Annotated in this window: 21 protein-coding genes; 3 read left to right on the forward strand and 18 right to left on the reverse strand. The window is 74.3% G+C overall.

Annotation, left to right across the window (positions count from 1 at the left end; all coding sequences use genetic code 11):
* Positions 1-7 precede the first annotated feature (7 nt).
* Positions 8-1,048, reverse strand: coding sequence for a tRNA (adenosine(37)-N6)-threonylcarbamoyltransferase complex transferase subunit TsaD (gene tsaD / locus EDF34_RS05525; RefSeq protein ID WP_123370276.1), 1,041 nt, complete (start codon positions 1,046-1,048; stop codon positions 8-10).
* Positions 1,049-1,135: 87 nt separating this feature from the next.
* Between tsaD and EDF34_RS05530 the strand changes: the two genes are divergently transcribed.
* The gene (locus tag EDF34_RS05530) at positions 1,136-1,777 is read left to right on the forward strand and encodes a malonic semialdehyde reductase (protein WP_123370277.1); all 642 of its coding nucleotides are present in this window, start codon (positions 1,136-1,138) and stop codon (positions 1,775-1,777) included.
* Between the two features lie 211 nt (positions 1,778-1,988).
* On the opposite strand, the gene EDF34_RS05535 is transcribed toward EDF34_RS05530, so the two are convergent.
* Genes EDF34_RS05535 through EDF34_RS05565 form a run of 7 tightly spaced genes read right to left on the reverse strand, consistent with a single transcriptional unit; the run spans position 1,989 to position 7,765 of the window.
* Positions 1,989-2,825, reverse strand: coding sequence for a sulfurtransferase (locus EDF34_RS05535; protein WP_233575193.1), 837 nt, complete (start codon positions 2,823-2,825; stop codon positions 1,989-1,991).
* Entirely contained in the window at positions 2,818-3,285 is a 468-nt protein-coding gene (gene rimI / locus EDF34_RS05540) for a ribosomal protein S18-alanine N-acetyltransferase (RefSeq protein WP_123370279.1), read from the reverse strand. The genes EDF34_RS05535 and rimI overlap by 8 nt, the downstream gene beginning before the upstream one ends.
* Positions 3,282-3,959, reverse strand: a complete 678-nt coding sequence (gene tsaB / locus EDF34_RS05545) for a tRNA (adenosine(37)-N6)-threonylcarbamoyltransferase complex dimerization subunit type 1 TsaB (RefSeq protein ID WP_123370280.1) — start codon at positions 3,957-3,959, stop codon at positions 3,282-3,284. Before tsaB ends, rimI begins: the two co-directional genes overlap by 4 nt.
* 4 nt (positions 3,960-3,963) lie before the next feature.
* Positions 3,964-4,500 carry a tRNA (adenosine(37)-N6)-threonylcarbamoyltransferase complex ATPase subunit type 1 TsaE gene (gene tsaE / locus EDF34_RS05550; protein WP_123370281.1) on the reverse strand — a complete coding sequence of 179 codons (537 nt, stop codon included), beginning with the start codon at positions 4,498-4,500 and terminating at the stop codon, positions 3,964-3,966.
* Positions 4,497-5,672 (reverse strand): alanine racemase, encoded by a 1,176-nt coding sequence (gene alr / locus EDF34_RS05555; RefSeq protein WP_123370282.1) that lies wholly within the window; start codon positions 5,670-5,672, stop codon positions 4,497-4,499. Before alr ends, tsaE begins: the two co-directional genes overlap by 4 nt.
* A 12-nt stretch (positions 5,673-5,684) precedes the next feature.
* A complete protein-coding gene (locus tag EDF34_RS05560; RefSeq protein WP_123370283.1) occupies positions 5,685-6,296 on the reverse strand; it encodes a nucleoside/nucleotide kinase family protein in 612 nt (203 codons plus the stop codon).
* A complete protein-coding gene (locus EDF34_RS05565; protein ID WP_123370284.1) occupies positions 6,293-7,765 on the reverse strand; it encodes an NAD(P)H-hydrate epimerase in 1,473 nt (490 codons plus the stop codon). The genes EDF34_RS05560 and EDF34_RS05565 overlap by 4 nt, the downstream gene beginning before the upstream one ends.
* A gap of 70 nt (positions 7,766-7,835) precedes the next feature.
* Here EDF34_RS05565 and EDF34_RS05570 point away from each other — a divergent pair, with 70 nt between their 5' ends.
* Entirely contained in the window at positions 7,836-8,822 is a 987-nt protein-coding gene (locus EDF34_RS05570) for an LLM class F420-dependent oxidoreductase (RefSeq protein ID WP_123370285.1), read from the forward strand.
* Position 8,823: 1 nt separating this feature from the next.
* Here EDF34_RS05570 and EDF34_RS05575 read toward each other — a convergent pair whose 3' ends face one another.
* The 4 genes from EDF34_RS05575 to glmS all read right to left on the reverse strand — a co-directional run bounded on the left by EDF34_RS05575 (position 8,824) and on the right by glmS (position 12,896).
* Complete coding sequence (locus EDF34_RS05575) at positions 8,824-10,311, reverse strand: hypothetical protein (RefSeq protein WP_123370286.1); 1,488 nt, start codon at positions 10,309-10,311, stop codon at positions 8,824-8,826.
* Positions 10,312-10,375: 64 nt separating this feature from the next.
* Positions 10,376-10,729 (reverse strand): holo-ACP synthase, encoded by a 354-nt coding sequence (locus EDF34_RS05580; RefSeq protein ID WP_123370287.1) that lies wholly within the window; start codon positions 10,727-10,729, stop codon positions 10,376-10,378.
* Positions 10,726-11,040, reverse strand: coding sequence for a MazG nucleotide pyrophosphohydrolase domain-containing protein (locus EDF34_RS05585; RefSeq protein ID WP_123370288.1), 315 nt, complete (start codon positions 11,038-11,040; stop codon positions 10,726-10,728). Before EDF34_RS05585 ends, EDF34_RS05580 begins: the two co-directional genes overlap by 4 nt.
* Entirely contained in the window at positions 11,040-12,896 is a 1,857-nt protein-coding gene (gene glmS, locus EDF34_RS05590; protein WP_123370289.1) for a glutamine--fructose-6-phosphate transaminase (isomerizing), read from the reverse strand. Before glmS ends, EDF34_RS05585 begins: the two co-directional genes overlap by 1 nt.
* 98 nt (positions 12,897-12,994) lie before the next feature.
* On the opposite strand from glmS, the gene coaA reads away from it, so the two are divergent.
* Positions 12,995-13,945 (forward strand): type I pantothenate kinase, encoded by a 951-nt coding sequence (coaA, locus tag EDF34_RS05595; protein ID WP_123370290.1) that lies wholly within the window; start codon positions 12,995-12,997, stop codon positions 13,943-13,945.
* 2 nt (positions 13,946-13,947) lie between these two features.
* Here the strand turns inward: coaA and EDF34_RS05600 are convergent, their stop codons facing one another.
* The 6 genes from EDF34_RS05600 to rplM form a co-directional block, all read right to left on the reverse strand.
* Positions 13,948-14,535, reverse strand: coding sequence for a hypothetical protein (locus tag EDF34_RS05600; RefSeq protein WP_148076583.1), 588 nt, complete (start codon positions 14,533-14,535; stop codon positions 13,948-13,950).
* 136 nt (positions 14,536-14,671) lie between these two features.
* Positions 14,672-15,415 (reverse strand): DedA family protein, encoded by a 744-nt coding sequence (locus EDF34_RS05605; protein ID WP_233575194.1) that lies wholly within the window; start codon positions 15,413-15,415, stop codon positions 14,672-14,674.
* A 76-nt stretch (positions 15,416-15,491) separates the two neighbouring features.
* A complete protein-coding gene (locus EDF34_RS05610; RefSeq protein WP_123370710.1) occupies positions 15,492-16,160 on the reverse strand; it encodes a peptide deformylase in 669 nt (222 codons plus the stop codon).
* A 55-nt stretch (positions 16,161-16,215) separates the two neighbouring features.
* Complete coding sequence (gene glmM, locus EDF34_RS05615; RefSeq protein WP_123370292.1) at positions 16,216-17,562, reverse strand: phosphoglucosamine mutase; 1,347 nt, start codon at positions 17,560-17,562, stop codon at positions 16,216-16,218.
* Positions 17,563-17,703: 141 nt separating this feature from the next.
* Positions 17,704-18,192 carry a 30S ribosomal protein S9 gene (gene rpsI, locus EDF34_RS05620; protein WP_118767744.1) on the reverse strand — a complete coding sequence of 163 codons (489 nt, stop codon included), beginning with the start codon at positions 18,190-18,192 and terminating at the stop codon, positions 17,704-17,706.
* Between the two features lie 32 nt (positions 18,193-18,224).
* Positions 18,225-18,674 carry a 50S ribosomal protein L13 gene (rplM, locus tag EDF34_RS05625; protein ID WP_118767743.1) on the reverse strand — a complete coding sequence of 150 codons (450 nt, stop codon included), beginning with the start codon at positions 18,672-18,674 and terminating at the stop codon, positions 18,225-18,227.
* Positions 18,675-18,874 lie beyond the last annotated feature (200 nt).

An 18,874-nucleotide genomic window follows, 5' to 3' on the forward strand; every position in this document is an offset into this window, starting at 1 on the left:
GGAGGGGTCAGACCAGGACCGTGGTCAGCGGCATCGAGGAGTCGACGGGGATGTCGAGCGACGACGGCGGCAGCCCGCGCCGCACCACCGCGGAACCGAGCGCGGCGATCATCGCGCCGTTGTCCGTGCAGTACCGGATCGGCGGGATCCGCAGCTCGATGCCGGCCTCGGCGCAGCGCACGGCGGCCATGTCCCGCAGCTGGGAGTTGGCGGAGAAGCCGCCGCCGACGACGAGCGTCGAGACCCCCTGCGCCCGGCAGGCGGCGATCGTCTTCGCCGTCAGGACGTCCGCGACCGCGGCCGCGAACGAGGCGGCGACGTCCGGCAGCGGGATCTCCAGGCCGGCGTCCTGCCGCGCCTCGACCCACCGGGCGACGGCGGTCTTCAGCCCGGAGAACGAGAAGTCGGTCGCGTGCTTGGCCTGGTCCTTGGGCGCTGTCAGGCCGCGCGGGAACCGGATCGCCGCGGGGTCGCCCTCGCGTGCCAGCCGGTCGATGTGGGGTCCACCCGGGTAGGGCAGGCCGAGCAGCCGACCGACCTTGTCGAAGGCCTCCCCCGCGGCGTCGTCGAGCGTGGAGCCCAGCTCGGTGACATTGACGGTGTCGTCGATGAGCAGCAGCGAGGAGTGCCCGCCGGAGACGACGAGCGCCATGACGCGCTCCGGGAACGGCCCGTCGACGAGCTCGTCGACCACCGCGTGCCCGATGACGTGGTTGACGCCGTAGAGCGGCTTGTCGAGAGCGATGGCCAGCGCCTTGGCCGCGGACGCGCCCACGGTCAGCGGGCCGACGAGACCCGGACCGGCGGTCACGGCGATCGCGTCGACCTCGCCGAGCGAGACGTCGGCCGTGGCGAGCGCGCGCTCGATCGTGGGCACCATCGCCTCGAGGTGGGCGCGCGACGCGATCTCGGGGATGATCCCGCCGAATCGTGCGTGCTCGTCGACCGACGAGGCGACGGCGTCGACCAGCAGGTCGTGGCCGCGCACGAGCGCCACCCCCGTCTCGTCGCAAGAGGTCTCGATCCCGAGGACGAGGGGTTCAGCCATGCGTCCTAGGATAGGTGTGCCGGGTGGCGTGACGAGCGTCACGGCCGCACGCGGAACACCGCCAGGTCGTTGAATCTTGTACGAGTCATGACGACTGACACCACCGTCCTCGACGGCCTCGACTTCCCCGCTCCCGCGCTCGCCGTCGCCGACGACGTCGCCGACCTCCTGTTCCGCGAGGCGCGCACCATCGCGTCCTTCACCGACCAGCCCGTGACCGACGAGGAGCTCGCCGCCGTCTACGACCTGGTGAAGTGGGGCCCGACCGCGATCAACACGACGCCGCTGCGTCTGCTCGTCGTGCGCACGCCGGAGGCCCGCGAGCGCCTCGCGAAGCACGTGAACGACGGCAACCGCGACCGCGTCCTGGCCGCCCCGGTGACGCTCATCGTCGCCTCGGACCCCGGCTTCCACGAGCACATGCCGTTCCTCGCCCCCCACATGGCGGCCCTCGGCGAGGCGCTGCACCCGCAGACCGAGACCCGCGAGCAGATGGCGCGGATGAACACGCTCATCCAGTTCGGCTACCTCATCGTCGGCCTGCGCGCCGCCGGCCTGGACGCCGGCCCCATGGCGGGCCTGGACACCGACGGCGTCGACGCGGAGTTCTTCGCCGACAACGGCTGGAAGTCGCAGCTCATCATCAACGTCGGCCACCGCGACGGCGTCGGCACCACGTACCCGCGCGGGCAGCGCCTGTCCTACGACCAGGTCTCGCTGACCGTCTGACGCACCGCCGACGGGCGCGCATCCCCCACCGGGATGCGCGCCCGCGGCATGTCCGGACCCGTTCGCTCAACCCGCGCCCGACCGCACGCGCGATGGACGCAGTTCTCGTCGCAGCGATCACGCTGCTGGCGTGCACGATCGCTGCGACGAGAACTGCACTCACGCTGAGGACTCAGGCGGGCGGGGCCATGCGTGCGCGCGGCGGCGCGTGTCAGGAGCCGGTCGCGACCGGGCGGGCCTCGTCGTTGGACCACTGCGACCACGAGCCCGGGTACAGCGCGGCCTCGATGCCGACCGAGGCCAGCGCGGCCACCTCGTGCGCGGCGGTCACGCCGGAACCGCAGTAGACGGCCACGGGCGCACCCGCCGCGGCTCCGAGCGCACGGAACCGGTCCCGCAGCGCGTCGGCCGCGAGGAAGGTCCCGTCGGCGTCGAGGTTGCTCGCCGTGGGCGCGGAGACCGCACCGGGGATGTGGCCCGCCTGCGGGTCGACCGGCTCGACCTCGCCCGCGTACCGCTCCGCGGCCCGGGCGTCGAGCAGGGGGCCGTCCCACGCGGCGGCGTCGTCGGCGTCGATCGTCGGCATGCCCCCGGGCCGCACGACGAGGTCGCCGGGCTCGGCGACGACCGCGCCGGCCTCGAGCGGGAGTCCCGCTGCCGTCCACGCCTCCAGGCCGCCGTCGAGCAGGCGCACCTCGCGCAGCCCCGCCCAGCGCAGGAGCCACCAGGCGCGCGCCGCGGAGATGCCTCCACCACCGTCGTAGGCGACCACGGCCCGGTCCTCGCGCACGCCCCAGCGCCGCGCGGCGGCTTCGAGGTCCGCGACGGCGGGCAGCGGGTGGCGGCCCTCCGCGGGGCTCGGCGGTGCGGCGAGCTCGGCGTCGAGGTCGACGAACACCGCGCCCGGCAGGTGACCCGCCAGGTACTGCTCGTGGCCGTCGGTGCGGCCGAGCGCCCAGCGGACGTCGAGCAGCACGGGCGGCTCGTCCCCCGCGAGCGCGGCGGCCAGTCCCACGGCGTCGACCAGGACGTCGTCGCGATCACTCATGAGCATCCCCGTTCTGTGCCGACGTCAGCCCCAGCTGCATCGTCCACGCGTCCTTGTTCTCCGGCTGGTAATACCCCCGGCGCAGGCCGAGCCGCGTGAAGCCCGCGCGCTCGTACAGCCGCAGCGCGGGCTCGTTGTCGACCCGCACCTCGAGCAGCACGGACGCGGCACCGATCTCGCGCGCCCGGGCGACGAGCGCCGCCAGCATCACGCCACCCAGCCCACGGCCCTGGTGCGCCGTGGCGGTGCCGATCGTCATGACCTGCGCGTCGTCCCCGTCGAACCACAACCCGGCGTAGCCGGCGAGGATTCCGTCGACCTCCACGCCCACGTACCAGCGGCCAGGCCCGACGAGCTCCTCGGCAAGCATCGCGGCCGACCACGCCCCGGCGCCGAACAGCTCGCGCTCGAGCGTCTCGAGCACCGGCAGGTCCGCCGCGGTCAGCGGGCGGACGCTCATCCCCCGACGCGCTTGCTGGCCGCGGGCGGCACGGCGTCGGGGCGACGCAGGTAGAGCGGCTCGGTCGGCAGGTCGAGGCCGGCGGCGCGGCGGGCGATCGCCAGGACGGCGAGCTCGGCGGGGTCGGGGTCGAGCAGGCCGTCCGGCACGGTGTGCGCGCCGAGCGCCTCGGGGTAGAGGGCGGCGCCACGCCCGACGACGAGCGCGCCCGGCTCGACCGTGACCGTCCTCGCCGCGCCCACGGCGGGCTCGGCGAGGACGGTCACGAGGCCCGGACCGTCGGCGCGGTAGGTGGACGAGTAGACCTCGCGGCGGCGGGCGTCGGTGGCGACGACGATCGTCGTGCCGACCGGCGCGACCCGCGAGGCGGCGAGGGCGATCGCGTCGAGCGACGGGACGCCGAGCACCGGGATGCCCAGGCCGAGCGCGAGCGTGCGCGCGGTGACGAGCCCGACGCGCAGGCCGGTGAACGGCGCCGGTCCCGTGCCGACGACGACCGCCGTCAGCTCGCGACGGTCCACACCCGCCTCCGCGAGTACCGACTCGATCATGGGAGCGAGCAGCTCGGCGTGGTGCCGCTGCTGGCTGTCGGCCCGGGCGGCGAGGACCTCGCCGGCGTCCGAGGTCAGGGCGACCGCGACGGCGCCGGAGGTGTCGAGAGCAAGAACGGGCACGGGATCAGCCTGCCACGTCGGTGCCGGTGGCTCCGGGCAGGACGGCGCCGGCCCAGCGGTCGCCGACGCCCCGCACGGTCGCGACACGCTCCCCCGCCCCGCCGTCGCCGTCGGCCTCGTCGACCACGCCTCCGCGCGGACGCTGCAGGGCGACCTCGAGGCGGTCGTCGGCCAGGCCCTCGACCCAGCCCGCGCCCCACTCGACGACGGTCACCGACTCGTCGAGCCCGGCGTCCAGGTCCAGGGCGTCGACCTCGTCGAGCGAGCCGAGACGGTAGGCGTCGACGTGCACGAGGGCGGGTCCGCGGGTGCCGTCCTCCCGGGGCAGCGGCGGGTGCTCGCGCGCGATGACGAACGTGGGCGAGGCGACCTGGCCGCGCACGTGCAGGCCCGCGCCGAGGCCCTGCGTCAGGGTGGTCTTGCCTGCGCCGAGGTCGCCCGTCAGGACGAGCAGGTCACCCGCGCGCAGGAGCGCGGCCAGCGCGCGGCCGTACGCTCGCGTGGCCTCGGCGTCGGGGAGACGGACGACGACCTCGTTCACTGCTGCTCCTCACCCTCAGGGTTGCTGTCGACGTGCACGCGCGGCACGCGCGGTCCGATCCTCGTGACGATCTCGTAGGAGATCGTGCCCGCCGCACGGGCCCAGTCCTCGGCCGTGGGGCCGCCGTCCGCGCCCGTGCCGAACAGCACGACGGGGTCCCCGGCCCGGTCGGTGGCGCCGGGACCGAGGTCCACGACCACCTGGTCCATGCACACGCGCCCCGCGACCCCCAGCAGCCGGCCCCCGACGAGCAGCGGCCCGCCCGGCGCGGCCTGCGTGCCCGAGGCGTGCCGCGGCACCCCGTCGGCGTACCCGACCGGCACGACGCCGAGCACGGTGTCCCGGTCGGTGACGTACTGGTGGGCGTAGGACATGCCGCCACCGGCCGGCCACGCCTTGACGTTGACGAGCGGCGCCTCGAGCGTCATCGCCGGCACGAGGCCGAAGTCGTCCGGGCCGCCGAGCTGCGGCACGGGCGACAGCCCGTACACCGCGAGGCCGGGCCGCACGAGGTCGTAGTGGATCGACGGGTTGGTCAGCGTCGCGGCGGAGTTGGCCAGGTGCCGCACCTCGAGCCGAGCGCCCGCGTCCTCGGCGAGCTGCACGGCCGCGGCGAACGCGACCGCCTGATCGCGGACCACGGCGTGACCGGGCTCGTCGGCGAACGCCAGGTGCGACCACACGCCGACGAGGCGCACGGCGCCCTCGGCCTCGGCGCGCAGCGCGTCGGGCAGCAGGGCCGCGTAGTCGGTCGCGTTGAGCCCGTTGCGGCCGAGCCCGGTGTCGACCTTGAGGTGGATGCGGGCGGTGCGGCCGGCGGCACGGGCAGCCGCGACGACCTCGTCGAGCGCCCAGCGCGTCGCCACGGACAGGTCGACGTCCGCCTCGATCGCCTCGCGCAGCGGCGCGCCCGGCGCGTACAGCCAGGTCAGGACGCGCGGACCGACGACGCCCGCGGCGCGCAGCGCGAGCGCCTCGGGGACCTGCGCGGCGCCGAGCCAGGCGGCACCCCCGGCGACCGCGGCGATCGCGGAGGGCACCAGGCCGTGGCCGTAGGCGTCAGCCTTGACGACGGCCATGACCTGCGCGGTCGGCGCGTGCGCCGCGAGGCTGCGGACGTTGCTCCGGATGGCGGCCAGGTCGACGACGGCGCGCGCGGGGTACGAGCTCACGGCGCCAGTCTCTCAGGTGGTCCGCACGACGAGGTCCGCGCGCCCGGCGGTCGCGGCGACGAGCTCCGCGTTGCGCTCGTCGGGCCCGTGCGACCACGCGTGCGCCGCGTCCGCGGTCTTGCCGAAGGCCACGTGCCGCGCGACGAGGCGCTCGCGCCGCACCGCGTCGTCGGGCGCCACGAACCACGCCTCGTCGAGCAGGTCCGCGACCGGGGCGAACCCGAAGGCCTCGAGCAGCAGGTAGTTCCCCTCGACCACGACGAGCGGCACCTCGGGCGGCACGGCGATCGCCCCCGCCACGGGGTTGCGCAGGTCGCGGCGGTACTCGGGCGCGTAGACCGTGCCCACGCCCGCGCGGAGCCGACGCAGGAGCGCGACGAACCCGTCGGCGTCGAAGGTGTCCGGCGCGCCCTTGCGGTCCGCGCGGCCGATCCGCTCGAGCTCGGACTGCGCGAGGTGGAACCCGTCCATCGGCACGACGACCGCCCGCTCCCCCAGCTCGGCGGCGACCGCCGCGGACAGCGTCGACTTGCCCGCGCCCGGCGAGCCCGCGATGCCGAGGAGCCGTCGCCCGCCGTCCGCGAGCGCGCGCGCCCGGGCGGCCAGCCCGGCGTCGAGCGTCACGCGCCCGCCAGCAGCGCCGCGATCGTCTCGGGCAGCGCGACGGCCACCGCGCGCGCAGCGACCGGTCCGCCGGGGTTGGCCCGGTGCGCGGCCCGGCCGTGCACGAGCGCCGCTGCCGCCGCGAGGGCCGCCGCCAGCGAGGGGTCCTCGTGGATGTCGTCGGCGCGGCCCGCGAGCAGCGCGCCGAGCAGCCCGGCCAGCACGTCACCGGCACCCGCGGTGGCGAGCCAGGACGGGGCGTCCGCCTGGCTGTAGACGGCCCCCTGGGCACCGACGACGATCGTCACCGCACCCTTGAGCAGCACCGTCGCACCCGTGAGCTCGTGCGCGCGGCGGGCCCAGCGCAGCGGCTCGGCCTCCACGACGTCCCGGTCGACCTGCTCGCCGCGCGTGGCCAGCAGGCGCGCGAGCTCGCCCGCGTGGGGCGTGAGCACCACGTGCGGTCCCACGCGCGCCGGCAGCAGCTCGAGCGCGCCGGCGTCGCACACCGCGGGCTCACCGCGCTCGTGCACGCCCTCGAGCGCGTGCTCGATGCGGCGGCGCTGCGAGGCGTCGTCGGGCGAGACCCCCGGCCCGAACACCCACGCCTGCACGCGGCCGACACCGATGACCACCTCGGGGCGCCGCGCGACGACGAGGTCGCCCACGTCCCCGAGGTACCTGACCATCCCGACGCCGGCCAGCACCGCCGCGGTCGTCGAGAGCACCGCGGCGCCGGGGTAGCGCCGCGCGCCGGCGACCACGCCGAGGACCCCGCGCGTGTACTTGTGCGCGTCGGTGGGCGGCACGGGCCACAGGCCGGCCACGTCGGCGTCGTCGAGCCGGGCGACGGCGGGCGCGCCGCCGGGCGCGAGCCCGATGTCGACGACCGCGAGCCGGCCGACCGCGCCCGCGGCCGGCGGCAGCAGGAGGCCGGGCTTGGCGGCGCCGAAGGTCACGGTCTCGTCCGCCGCGAGCACGGGGCCGGGCAGCGAGCCGTCGTCGACGCCGATCCCCGAGGGCGCGTCGACCGCCACGACCACTCCCCGCACGTCGGCGGAGAGCCGCTCGACGAGGTCCGCGGCCGCGCCCCGCAGCCCGCCGGAGGCCCCGATGCCGAGGAGCCCGTCGAGGACGAGGTCGGCGTCGACGGCCCAGGCGAGCCCCTCGTCGGCCGGGACGACACGGCCACCCGCGGCCCGCAGCGCCGCCGCCCCTGCGGCATGGACCCGGTCGTCGACCGTCAGGGCCCGGACTGCCGCACCGCGCCGGGCGAGGAGTGCGCCGGCGAGCAGGGCGTCGCCCCCGTTGTTGCCCGGCCCGACGAGGACCGCCACGCGGGCGCCGCCGACGCGCCCGAGCCGCTCGCGCAGCAGGGCCGCGACGTGCGTCGCGAGTCCGAACGCGGCGCGGTCCATCAGCGGGACGCCGGCCGCGAGCAGCGGCTCCTCAGCGGCCCGGACCTGCGACGACGTCCAGGAGAGCAGCACCCCACCATCCTGGCCCGTCCGACCGCCGGGGGCCAGGCGCGATGTCGAACCCACGGGTAACGTGCAGGTCATGCGCTTCGGAATGTTCGTCCCCCAGGGCTGGCGGCAGGACCTCACGGGCATCGAGGCCCGCGACCACTGGCAGGTGATGAGCGGGCTCGCGAAGCACGCCGACGACGGCGACGTGTGGGAGTCCATCTGGGTCTACGACCACTTCCACGCCGTCCCCGAGCCCAACGGCCAGGCGGTGCACGAGGCGTGGAGCCTGATCAACGCCTTCGCGGCCTCGACGAGCCGCGTGCGCCTCGGCCAGATGTGCACGTGCATGGCCTACCGCAACCCCGCCTACCTGGCGAAGGTCGCCGCGACGGCGGACGTCATCTCCGGCGGACGTGTCGAGATGGGCATCGGCGCCGGCTGGTACGAGCACGAGTGGCGCGCCTACGGCTACGGCTTCCCGACGGCCGGCGAGCGGATCGCGATGCTCGACGAGGGCGTCCAGATCTTCAAGCAGCTGTGGACCAACGGCGTCGCGACGCTGGACGGCAGGCACTACCAGGTGGACGGGGCGCAGCTCGCCCCGCTCCCCCTGCAGGTCGACGGACCGCCGCTGTGGATCGCCGGCGGGGGCGAGCGCAAGACCCTGCGGATCGCGGCCGAGCACGCGCAGTACACGAACTTCGACGGCACGCCCGAGACCTTCGCGCACAAGTCCGACGTGCTGCGCGGCCACTGCGACGCGATCGGGCGCGACTTCGCCGAGATCACCCGCTCGGCCAACTACAACGTGGTCATCGGCGAGACGCAGGCGGACGTCGACGACCGGATCGCCTGGATCGAGGAGCACTACGCGAACACGCTGCCCGAGCGGGCGCCGGGCATCGCCGAGGACTTCCGCAAGGGCCCGCTCGTCGGCACCCCGGAGCAGATCGTCGAGAAGCTCACCGAGCTCCAGGGCCTGGGACTGGCCTACGCGATCACCTACTTCGCGGACGCCGCCTACGACCGCCAGAGCATCGAGCTCTTCGAGACGAAGGTCGTCCCCGAGCTGCGGTGACTCAGTCGTCGACCGCGCCCAGCAACGTCAGCCGGTCGCGGTCGACCACCAGCACCCCGCCCTCCTGCGGCGATCCGACAACTCTCAGGTCCTCGTGCCGGTACCAGCCGAGGACTGAACCGTCCGTCGCGTCCAGCACCGTCACCTGGGTGGCGTCCGAGCCCACGAACGGGTTGAGGCCGACCGGCGAGCTGCGCAGCGCGACCGTGCCCGGCCCGACCTCCTTGTCCAGGGTCCCAGCGCCACGCCCCGACCAGGTCCAGGCCGTCGCTGTGCTCGGCGGAACCGCCGCTCGGATCGAATCCGACCGCGACAGCAGCACGTCGCCCGTGCTCGCGTACTGGTCGACGCCCGGCAGCGTCGTGGTCTCGCCCGTCTCCACGTCCAGCATCGTCGGAGCGACCGAGGTGTCGACGGGGTCGTCGGAGCCCCAGTACCGCTCGCCGGTCCACGCGGTCTCCCCCAGGCAGGGCATCTCTCGCGTCCAGAGCACCTGGCCGCGTCTGGTTGCCGAGGTCTCGCACCCGCTCCCTTCGTCGGACACCGCGCTCCACAGGGCGAGGTCGGCGCTCGCCGATCTCAGGCCGGCGTCGCGCGGCGTGCGGGCGAGCTCGTCGCCCGTCCGCACGTCCACCGTCACGACCTCGTCACCGTCGCGCGACAACGCGTAGCCGACGGTCGGCAGGGGCTCGACGATGCGGTGCCGGTAGCGACCCTCGTGCTCACCGGTCAGCGCCGGTAGCCCGCGGGCGAAGCCGCTGCGTGTCCAGGTGATGCTCCCGTCAGCAGCTCGTGCCGTGACTGTCCCGCCGCACGAGCTCGCGTCGATCAGCAGGACCAGGTCCCCGTCGGCCGCCGCGGGCTCGACCACCCCGTCCTTCTCGCACGCGCTCGTAGCCCGCCACTCCGGCTGCGTGCTGCTCAGGTCCCATCCCGCCGAAGCGGGGCGCACGCGGTAGAACGCCACGGATCCGTCGCTCGCGACCAGCACACCGTCGGAGCCGACGGGCGTGACGCCGCGGACCTCCGGCCAGACGGCCAGCCCTCCCCGACGCTGCCCGGTCGCTGCGTCGATCACGTCCACCCGGTACCTGCTCACGAGCAGGTACGCGTCGCCGACGGCAGCCACGTCCTCGGGCTCGAGCGCACCGCTCTCCTGCTCGACGCTCCACACGACGCCGTCACCGGCCGACCGCACGGCCGCCGCCGGGACGGTGACGAGCACCGCCACCACGACGAGCGCGGCACCGAGCGCGGGCCACCACCGGGGGGCCCTGCCCTCGGCCCTGCGCGCGAGGAGCGCGGCGGGCAGCATCGCGACACCAGCGGCCGTCGCCACGGCGCCCGCGACGTAGGCCAAGGCATCCTGCCCGAGGAGCCCGAGAGCGATCAGGCCGATCCCGGCGACCAGCAGCGCCGCGGCGACGACCGGGCCTCGGGCCCAGCCCTTCCGCACCTCGGTCTCGTCCGAGCCCTCCTGGTCGCTCACGTGTCCCCCTGGCTTCGCTGTCAGATCCACGCGCACAGTACCGAGCGGTCAGATGCGGCGCGCGTCAGTCGCGCTCGGCGACCACCATGGCCGACGCGATGCCCGCGTCGTGCGAGATCGACAGGTGGAACCGCGTCACGCCGAGCTCGGCGGCCCGCGCGGCCACCGTCCCGATCACCTCGACCACGGGCTGCGCGCCCGCGACGCGCCGCACGGTCGCGTCCTGCCAGCTCATCCCGGCCGGCGCCCCGAGCGCCTTGGCGATGGCCTCCTTCGCGGCGAAACGCGCGGCCAGCGAGGTCTCGGGCATCTCCCGCTCGGCCGGCGTGAACAGCCGGTCGCGCAGCGAGGGGACCCGGCGCAAGGTCTCGACGAAGCGCGCGACGTCGACCACGTCGATGCCGATCCCGACGATCACGTGCGGTCCTCGTCCGTGATCAGGTCCCGGTACCGGAACCACTTGGCCTCGAGCGCCGCCGCGAGGTCCACGTCGAAGCGCTGCGCCACGAGCATCAGGTGCGCGAGCACGTCCGCCATCTCCGCCGCCAGCGCGCCGTCGTCGGGCTCCCGTCGCGAGCGCCCCGTGTGCGCGAGGTACGCCTGCGTGAGCTCGCCCATCTCCTCGCCCAGCTTGAGCACGAGCCAGTCGTCGGTGCGCTCGATCGCGTGCAGGCGCGCGTACACGCGCGAGATCGTCTCGACCTCGGCCTGCGCAGCCGCGAGGTCCACTACTCGACCGTGACGGACTTGGCCAGGTTGCGCGGCTGGTCGACGTCGAGGCCCTTGGCGGTCGCCAGCTCGCACGCGAACACCTGGAGCGGAACGACGGTCAGCAGCGGCGCGAGCAGGGTCGGCGACTGCGGCACGTAGAAGACCTCGTCGGCGTAGGGCCGCACGGCCTCGTCGCCGTCCTCGGCGATGACGATCGTCCGGGCACCGCGAGCGCGGATCTCCTGGATGTTGGAGACGACCTTGGAGTGCAGCGAGTCACGGCCGCGGGGCGAGGGGACGACGACGAACACGGGCTGGCCGGGCTCGATGAGCGCGATCGGGCCGTGCTTGAGCTCGCCGGCGGCGAAACCCTCGGCGTGGATGTACGCGAGCTCCTTGAGCTTGAGCGCACCCTCCAGGGCGACCGGGAACCCGACGTGCCGGCCGAGGAACAGCACCGACTGGGTGTCCGCCATCCAGCGCGCGATCTCGCGCACGCGGCCGGCACGGTCGAGCACCTGCTGGATCTTGTCCGGCATCGCGCGCAGCTCGTCGAGGATCTCGGTGACCTCGTCGGCGTACTTGTTGCCGCGCAGCTGGGCCAGGTAGAGGCCGAGCAGGTACGCGGCGGTGATCTGCGAGAGGAACGCCTTGGTCGACGCGACGGCGATCTCCGGGCCGGCGTGCGTGTAGAGCACCGCGTCGGACTCGCGCGGGATGGTCGAGCCGTGCGTGTTGACGATGGCCAGCACCTTGGCGCCCTGCTCGCGCGCGTGCCGGACGGCCATGAGGGTGTCCATCGTCTCGCCGGACTGCGAGACGGCGACGACGAGCGTGCGCTCGTTGACCACGGGGTCGCGGTAGCGGAACTCGTGCGCGAGCTCGACCTCGACCGGGATGCGGCACCAGTGCTCGATCGCGTACTTGGCGACGTGGCCCGCGTAGGCAGCCGTGCCGCACGCGATCACCACGATCTTGTCGACGGCCCGCAGGATGCCCTCGTCGATCCGCACCTCGTCGAGCACGAGGCGCCCGCGGGCGTCGGTGCGACCCAGCAGGGTGTCCGCGACGGCCTGCGGCTGGTCGTGGATCTCCTTGTCCATGAACGAGCGGAAGCCGCCCTTCTCGGCCGCCTCCGCGTCCCAGTCCACGGTGTAGCGGCGGGCGTCGGCGGGCGAGCCGTCGAAGTTCGTCACGCTGACCGAGCCCGGCGTGATCGTCACGACCTGGTCCTGGCCGAGCTCGAGCGCCTCGCGGGTGTGGGCGATGAACGCCGAGACGTCCGAGCCGAGGAAGTTCTCCCCCTCACCCAGGCCGACGACCAGCGGGGAGTCGTGCCGCGCGCCCACCACCGTGCCGGGGTCGTCGGCGTGCACCGCGAGCAGGGTGAACGTGCCGTGCAGTTGGCGGACGACGCTCGTCATGGCGGTCGTGAGGTCACCCGTGGTCGCGTACGCGCGGGCGATGAGGTGCGCCGCGACCTCGGTGTCGGTCTCGGACAGGAAGGTGACGCCCTCCCCCTCGAGCTCGGCCTTCAGCGCGGCGAAGTTCTCGACGATGCCGTTGTGGATGACGGCGAGGCGGCCGGCGACGTGCGGGTGCGCGTTGGTGTCGGTGGGGCCGCCGTGCGTGGCCCAGCGCGTGTGGCCGATCGCGGCGGTCGCGGGGTCGAGCGGGTGAGCGTCGAGCTCCTCGACGAGGTTGGCGAGCTTGCCGGCCTTCTTGGCGGTCTCCAGCCCGGTCGCGGGGCCGACGAGGGCCACGCCCGCCGAGTCGTAGCCGCGGTACTCCAGGCGACGCAGCCCCTCCATCACGACGTCGAGGGGACGGGTGCTGGCCTGCTGGCTTCCGACGTAGCCGACGATTCCACACATGGCGGCAAGTCTATCCGGGGCATCGCGCCGCGCCCGGGGCCCCGCCCGTGACCAGCCCCACACGGCCGCCTCGGCGGGAGTCGGGCACAATCGTGCGCGTGCCTGCGTCGCTCACCCCGTCCACCCCGTACGTGGACCTCGACCGCGCGGCGTGGACGCGCCTGTCGGCCTCCACGCCCCTGCCCCTGACCGATGCGGACGTCGACCGGCTCGCCGGCCTCGGCGACCCGATCGACCTGGCCGAGGTGGACGCGATCTACCGGCCCATCTCCCGGTTGCTCGACCTCTACGTCGAGGCCACGCGCGGCCTGCACCAGGCCTCGAGCACGTTCCTGCGCGAGGACATCGTCGCGACGCCGTTCGTCATCGGCGTCGCCGGCTCGGTCGCGGTCGGCAAGTCCACGACGGCCCGCCTCCTGCGCGAGCTGCTCGCCCGCTGGCCCGCGACCCCCCGCGTCCAGCTGATCACGACCGACGGCTTCCTCTACCCGAACGCCGAGCTCGAGCGCCGCGGCCTGATGGACCGCAAGGGCTTCCCGGAGTCCTACGACAGGCGAGCGCTGCTCCGCTTCGTCTCGAAGGTCAAGGCGGGGCGACCCGAGGTCCGCGCGCCCGTGTACGACCACCTCACCTACGACATCGTGCCGGGCCGCGAGATCGTCGTGCAGCACCCGGACGTGCTCGTCGTCGAGGGGCTCAACGTGCTGCAGCCCGCACGCCCGACGGCCGCGGGGACCTCGAACCTCGCCGTGAGCGACTTCTTCGACTTCTCGATCTACGTCGACGCCCGCACGCCCGACGTGCGGCAGTGGTACGTCGACCGGTTCCTGTCCTTGCGCAGCACGGCGTTCTCGGACCCGGACTCCTACTTCCACCGGTACGCCGCGCTGTCCGACGACGAGGCCGTGGCGCGTGCCGAGCACATCTGGGACACGATCAACGCGCCCAACCTGGAGGAGAACATCCTCCCGACGCGCAGCCGCGCCGACCTCGTGCTGACCAAGGGCCGCGACCACTCCGTCGAGCGCGTGCGACTGCGCAAGATCTGACGTCAGGGGTTCGGCGCCGGCTCCAGCAGCCCGACCGGGTACGTCGCGGTGTCGGTGACCTCGAGCGCGTCGAGGGCCGTGGTGATCTCGGCCCGTGGGCCGCCCCCGCACGCGCCCTCGGGCAGCGAGGCACGCACCGCGCGGCCGAGCGCGTCGACGAGCCACAGGTCGAGGCGGGACACGGGCGCGGGCGTGCAGCCCTGCGACGTCGGCGCCGGGGCGAGAGCGAGCGCCGCCTCCAGAGCCGTCGTGTCCCCGTCCAGCCGCCGCGCACGCACCGAGCTCCACGTGCCCGCGCTGTCGACGAGCGTGCCGCCCGGCGTGCACTCGACCGCTCCCGTTGCCACGAACGTGCTCGGGACCCGGCCGGGGGCGGGCGCGTCGACGTGCGGCGCTGCCGACGACGGCACCGTGGCGGCCGTGCCCGCTGCCGGGGTCAGGTCGAGGGCGGCGAGCACCTGCGGGGCCATGCAGTCCGCCGCCTCGACGACGTGCGCGACCGGGACCGTCGGGCTGGGGTCGGGAGCTGCCGAGGAGCACCCGGCGAGCACGAGCACGGCGAGCAGACCCGGCACGAGTCGTCGTCCCATGACTGCCCCCTTCCCGTGCGCGCGACGAGGCCTCCCCTGACCGGGGTTCGCCACGTGGTGGAGGGACGGCAGCGCAGCCGTCCCACCTCGAGGGTATGAGCCCGAACGGGTGAACGCGCGCGCCGAGACCGGATCGTTAGGCCGGGGGCACCGATCGTGAGCGACCCGTGACCGGACGGGCGTCGTCGTCGCTCCCCGAGGGCGTCGAGCCGTCGTCGTCGGCGGGCCCCGCTGCGAGCCCTGCGAGCTCGTCCGTGGCCTCGTCCGTGGGCTCGTCTGCGGCGTCGTCGTGCCGTCCGTGCCACCGGCGCAGGGCCCAGTCGACCAGGAACCCGAGGACGATGCCGCCCACCACGCCGACGCCGACGGCGACCACCGGGTGCCCCTCGAGGAAGGCCCCCGACGCGATGCCGATGGCCGCGGAGTACGCGGCCCACATCACGGCGGCCACGGCCGTCAGCCCGACGAACCGACGTCGCGGGTAGCCCAGCGCGCCGGCGCTCATGTTCACCGCGACCCGGCCGATCGGGATGTATCGCGCGGCGATGATGAACGACGCCCCCCGCCGGTCGAGCGCGTTCTCGGCCCAGTCGAGCGACGCCTGGGCCCGCTTGGACCGCAGCAGCCGCAGCGTGCGGACGTGCACCTTGGTGCCGATCTGGTACGCGATCTGGTCACCGGTGAAGGCCCCGAGCGCGGCCACGGTCAGCAGCAGCACCAGGTTGGGCTCGCCCGACGAGGCCGACAACGCGGCCAGCGCGATGATGAGCGACTCGCTCGGCAGCGGGGGGAAGAAGCCGTCGACCGTCGCGAACGCGTACATGACGACGAAGACCCAGGGGGATCCTGCGAGGGCCAGCGCCCACTCCTCCAGCCCCACCGTCACCCACCCCCGAGGTTCGTCGTGCCCTCACGGTATGCGCTGGGGCGCGGGTGCACCTCCGCCAGCGCCCAGGTCACCCCGCGTCGAGGGCGAAGCCAAGAGCCTCGGCAGCCCCCGTGGGTCGCGGCTCGCTCGCCCAGCGCATGCCGATCTCGTCGGCGGCCGCGAGCGAGCGCAGCTCGGCGCGATCGAGGTAGAGCGTGCCGCCCAGGTGGTCGGTCTCGTGCTGGACGATCCGCGCGGACCAGCCGGTCACGACCTCGTCCAGCGCCGTGCCGCGCTCGTCGGCCCCCGTCAGCCGGACCGACCGCCAGCGGGCGACGACCGCCTGGTAGGCGGGCACGCTCAGGCAGCCCTCGTAGAACGCGACCCGCTCGTCGCCGTCGGGCTCGTCACCGGCGGGCTCGTAGGACGGGTTGACCAGCACGCGGTACGGCAGCGGGGCCCGCTCGCGCACCGCGGCGACCTGCTCGGACGTCATCCCGGGGTCCTCGAGCACCGCGATCGCGAGCGGCAGCCCGATCTGCGGAGCCGCGAGGCCGACGCCCGGCGCCGCGCGCATCGTGCGGTGCATGAGGGCGAGCAGCCCGTCGAGCTCCTCGCCCTCCAGCTGCCCGTCGAACGGGACGGCCACGCCGCGCAGGGCCGGGTGGCCGGCCCGCACGATGGGGGCCGGCCCGGCACCGGCCGCGTCGAGCAGCCGCAGCGCGTGCTCGCGCAGCGCGACGTCGCGCTCGGTCACGGGGGTCACCGGGGGCTCACTCCACGCTCACCGGCGCTCACAGCGCTCACAGCGCTCACAGTGCGAGGCGGTCGCGCACCACGTCCGCCAGCTCGTGCGCGACGCGGTCGGCGTCCTCCTGCGTCGCGGCCTCGACCATGACCCGGACCAGCGACTCGGTGCCCGAGGGCCGCAGCAGCACCCGCCCGGTGGCACCCAGCCGGTCCTCGGCGCGCTTGACCGCGTCGGCGAGCGGGCCGTCGTCCGTGCGCGCCTTGTCGACACCGTTGACGTTGACGAGAGTCTGCGGCAGCCGGCGGACCACACCCGCCAGGTCGTCCAGCGGTCGGCCCGTGGAGACGACGCGCGCGGCGAGCTGCAGCGCGGTCAGGACCCCGTCGCCCGTCGTGGCGTGCTTGGCCATGATGATGTGCCCGGACTGCTCGCCGCCCAGGGAGTACCCGGCGGCACGCATCGCCTCGAGCACGTAGCGGTCGCCCACGCCGGTCTCGACCGTCGCGATCCCGGCGGCCTCCATCGCGAGCCGCAGCCCGAGGTTGCTCATCACCGTCGTGACGAGGGTGTCGTCCACGAGCTCACCGCGGTCCCGCATCGCCAGCGCGAGCACACCCATGATCTGGTCGCCGTCGACGAGGACGCCGAACCGGTCGACCGCGAGGCAGCGGTCCGCGTCGCCGTCGAAGGCCACGCCGAGCGCCGCGCCGGACGCGACCACCGCAGCCTGGAGCTGCTCCGGGTGCGTCGAGCCGCACTTCTCGTTGATGTTGCGCCCGTCGGGCGACGCGTTGATGACGACCACGTCGGCGCCCGCCTCGCGCAGGGCCGAGGGTCCGACCTCGCTCGCAGCGCCGTTCGCGCAGTCGACCGCGATGCGCAGACCGGCGAGCGGCGTGTCGATCGTGCCGACCAGGTGGTCGATGTAGGAGGCGCCGGAGCTGCCCGTGTCGACCCGGATCCGACCGACGTCGCCCCCGAGCGGGCGCTCCCAGTCCTCGCCGATGCGCGCCTCGATGGCGGCCTCGAGGTCGTCGTCGAGCTTGTGCCCGCCGCGCGCGAGGAACTTGATGCCGTTGTCGGGCATCGGGTTGTGCGACGCGGAGAGCACCACGCCGATGTCGACCCCGGTGGACGCCGTCAGGAACGCCACCGCCGGCGTGGGCAGCACGCCCACGTTGTTCACGTCGACGCCAGCGGACGCCAGGCCCGCGCTGACCGCCGCGGCGAGGAACTCGCCCGACGCGCGCGAGTCGCGCCCGACCACCGCGCGCGGCCGGTGCCCCGCGAACACGCCGCGCGTGCCGAGCACGTGCGCGGCCGCCACCGACAGGTCGAGCGCGAGCTCGGCCGTCACGTCGCGGTTGGCGAGTCCTCGTACTCCGTCGGTCCCGAACAGCTGACCCATGTCAGACCCCTTCGTCGTCCGTGCTGAACGCTAGCCCTCGCGCCACAGGCGTGCTGACGTTCCCTGGTCGTCCGCCGCCGGACATGCCGATGGCCCCACCGGTCTCGCGACCGGCGGGGCCATCGTGCGCAAGCGCGAGGATCAGCGCTTCGAGTACTGCGGAGCCTTGCGGGCCTTCTTGAGACCGGCCTTCTTGCGCTCGACGACGCGGGCGTCGCGAGTCAGGAAGCCGGCCTTCTTCAGGGCCGGGCGGTTGTGCTCGGCGTCGATCGCGTTGAGCGCACGGGCGATGCCCAGGCGCAGCGCGCCGGCCTGGCCGGAGACGCCACCGCCGGTGATGCGCGCGACGACGTCGAAGCGACCCTCGACGTCCACGAGCTTCAGCGGGGAGTTCACCAGCTGCTGGTGGACCTTGTTCGGGAAGTAGTCCTCGAGCGTGCGCCCGTTGATCTTCCACTCACCGGTGCCGGGGACCAGGCGAACGCGCGCGATGGCCTCCTTGCGGCGGCCGAGCGCGTTGGCCGGCGCGGTGATGCTCTGGCCACGGCCGGCGGGGGCCGCGGACTCGGAGGTGTAGCTGGTGGGGGTGTCGTCGCCCTCGAGGTCGATGTCGACCGTCGTCTCTGCCACGGGTTTTCCTGTCGTCTCTATGCGCAGCGGCCTCAGGCCTGCTGCGCGACCTGGGTGATCTCGAAGGGCTTCGGCTGCTGGGCCGCGTGAGGGTGCTCGGCACCCGCGTAGACCTTGAGCTTGCCGAGCTGCTGACGGCCGAGGCTCGTCTTGGGGATCATGCCGCGGACGGCCTTCTCGATCACACGCTCGGGGTGCTTCTCCAGCAGGTCCGAGTACGCGGTGGCGCGCAGGCCGCCCGGGTAGCCGGAGTGGGTGTACGCGAGCTTGTTCTCGCGCTTCTTGCCGGTCAGGGCGATCTTGTCCGCGTTGATGACGATGACGAAGTCACCGCCGTCCACGTGGGGGGCATAGGTCGCCTTGTGCTTGCCGCGCAGCAGCGTGGCCACGTGAGTGGCCAGGCGGCCCAGGACGACATCGCTCGCGTCGATGACGTACCAGGTCCGCTCGACGTCGCCGGGCTTCGGGGTGTACGTGCGCACGGTCGTAGCCTTCGTTTCGTGTTGCGTGGTGTGGCGGCATGGGCCCGCAAGCCGCAGGTCCGCCGTCAATGGCTGGTCGGTGGCATCCGCGGTCCGGCGAGTGGGATCACCGGCCCTGCCGACGCGACGGGTGCTGAGTACACCGGCCAGCGTGCGGGGACGCACAACGAGTCACCAGGTTAGCCGCCGCCCGCCGGAGG

Source organism: Cellulomonas sp. PhB150 (genome assembly GCF_003755175.1).
Lineage (GTDB): Bacteria > Actinomycetota > Actinomycetes > Actinomycetales > Cellulomonadaceae > Cellulomonas.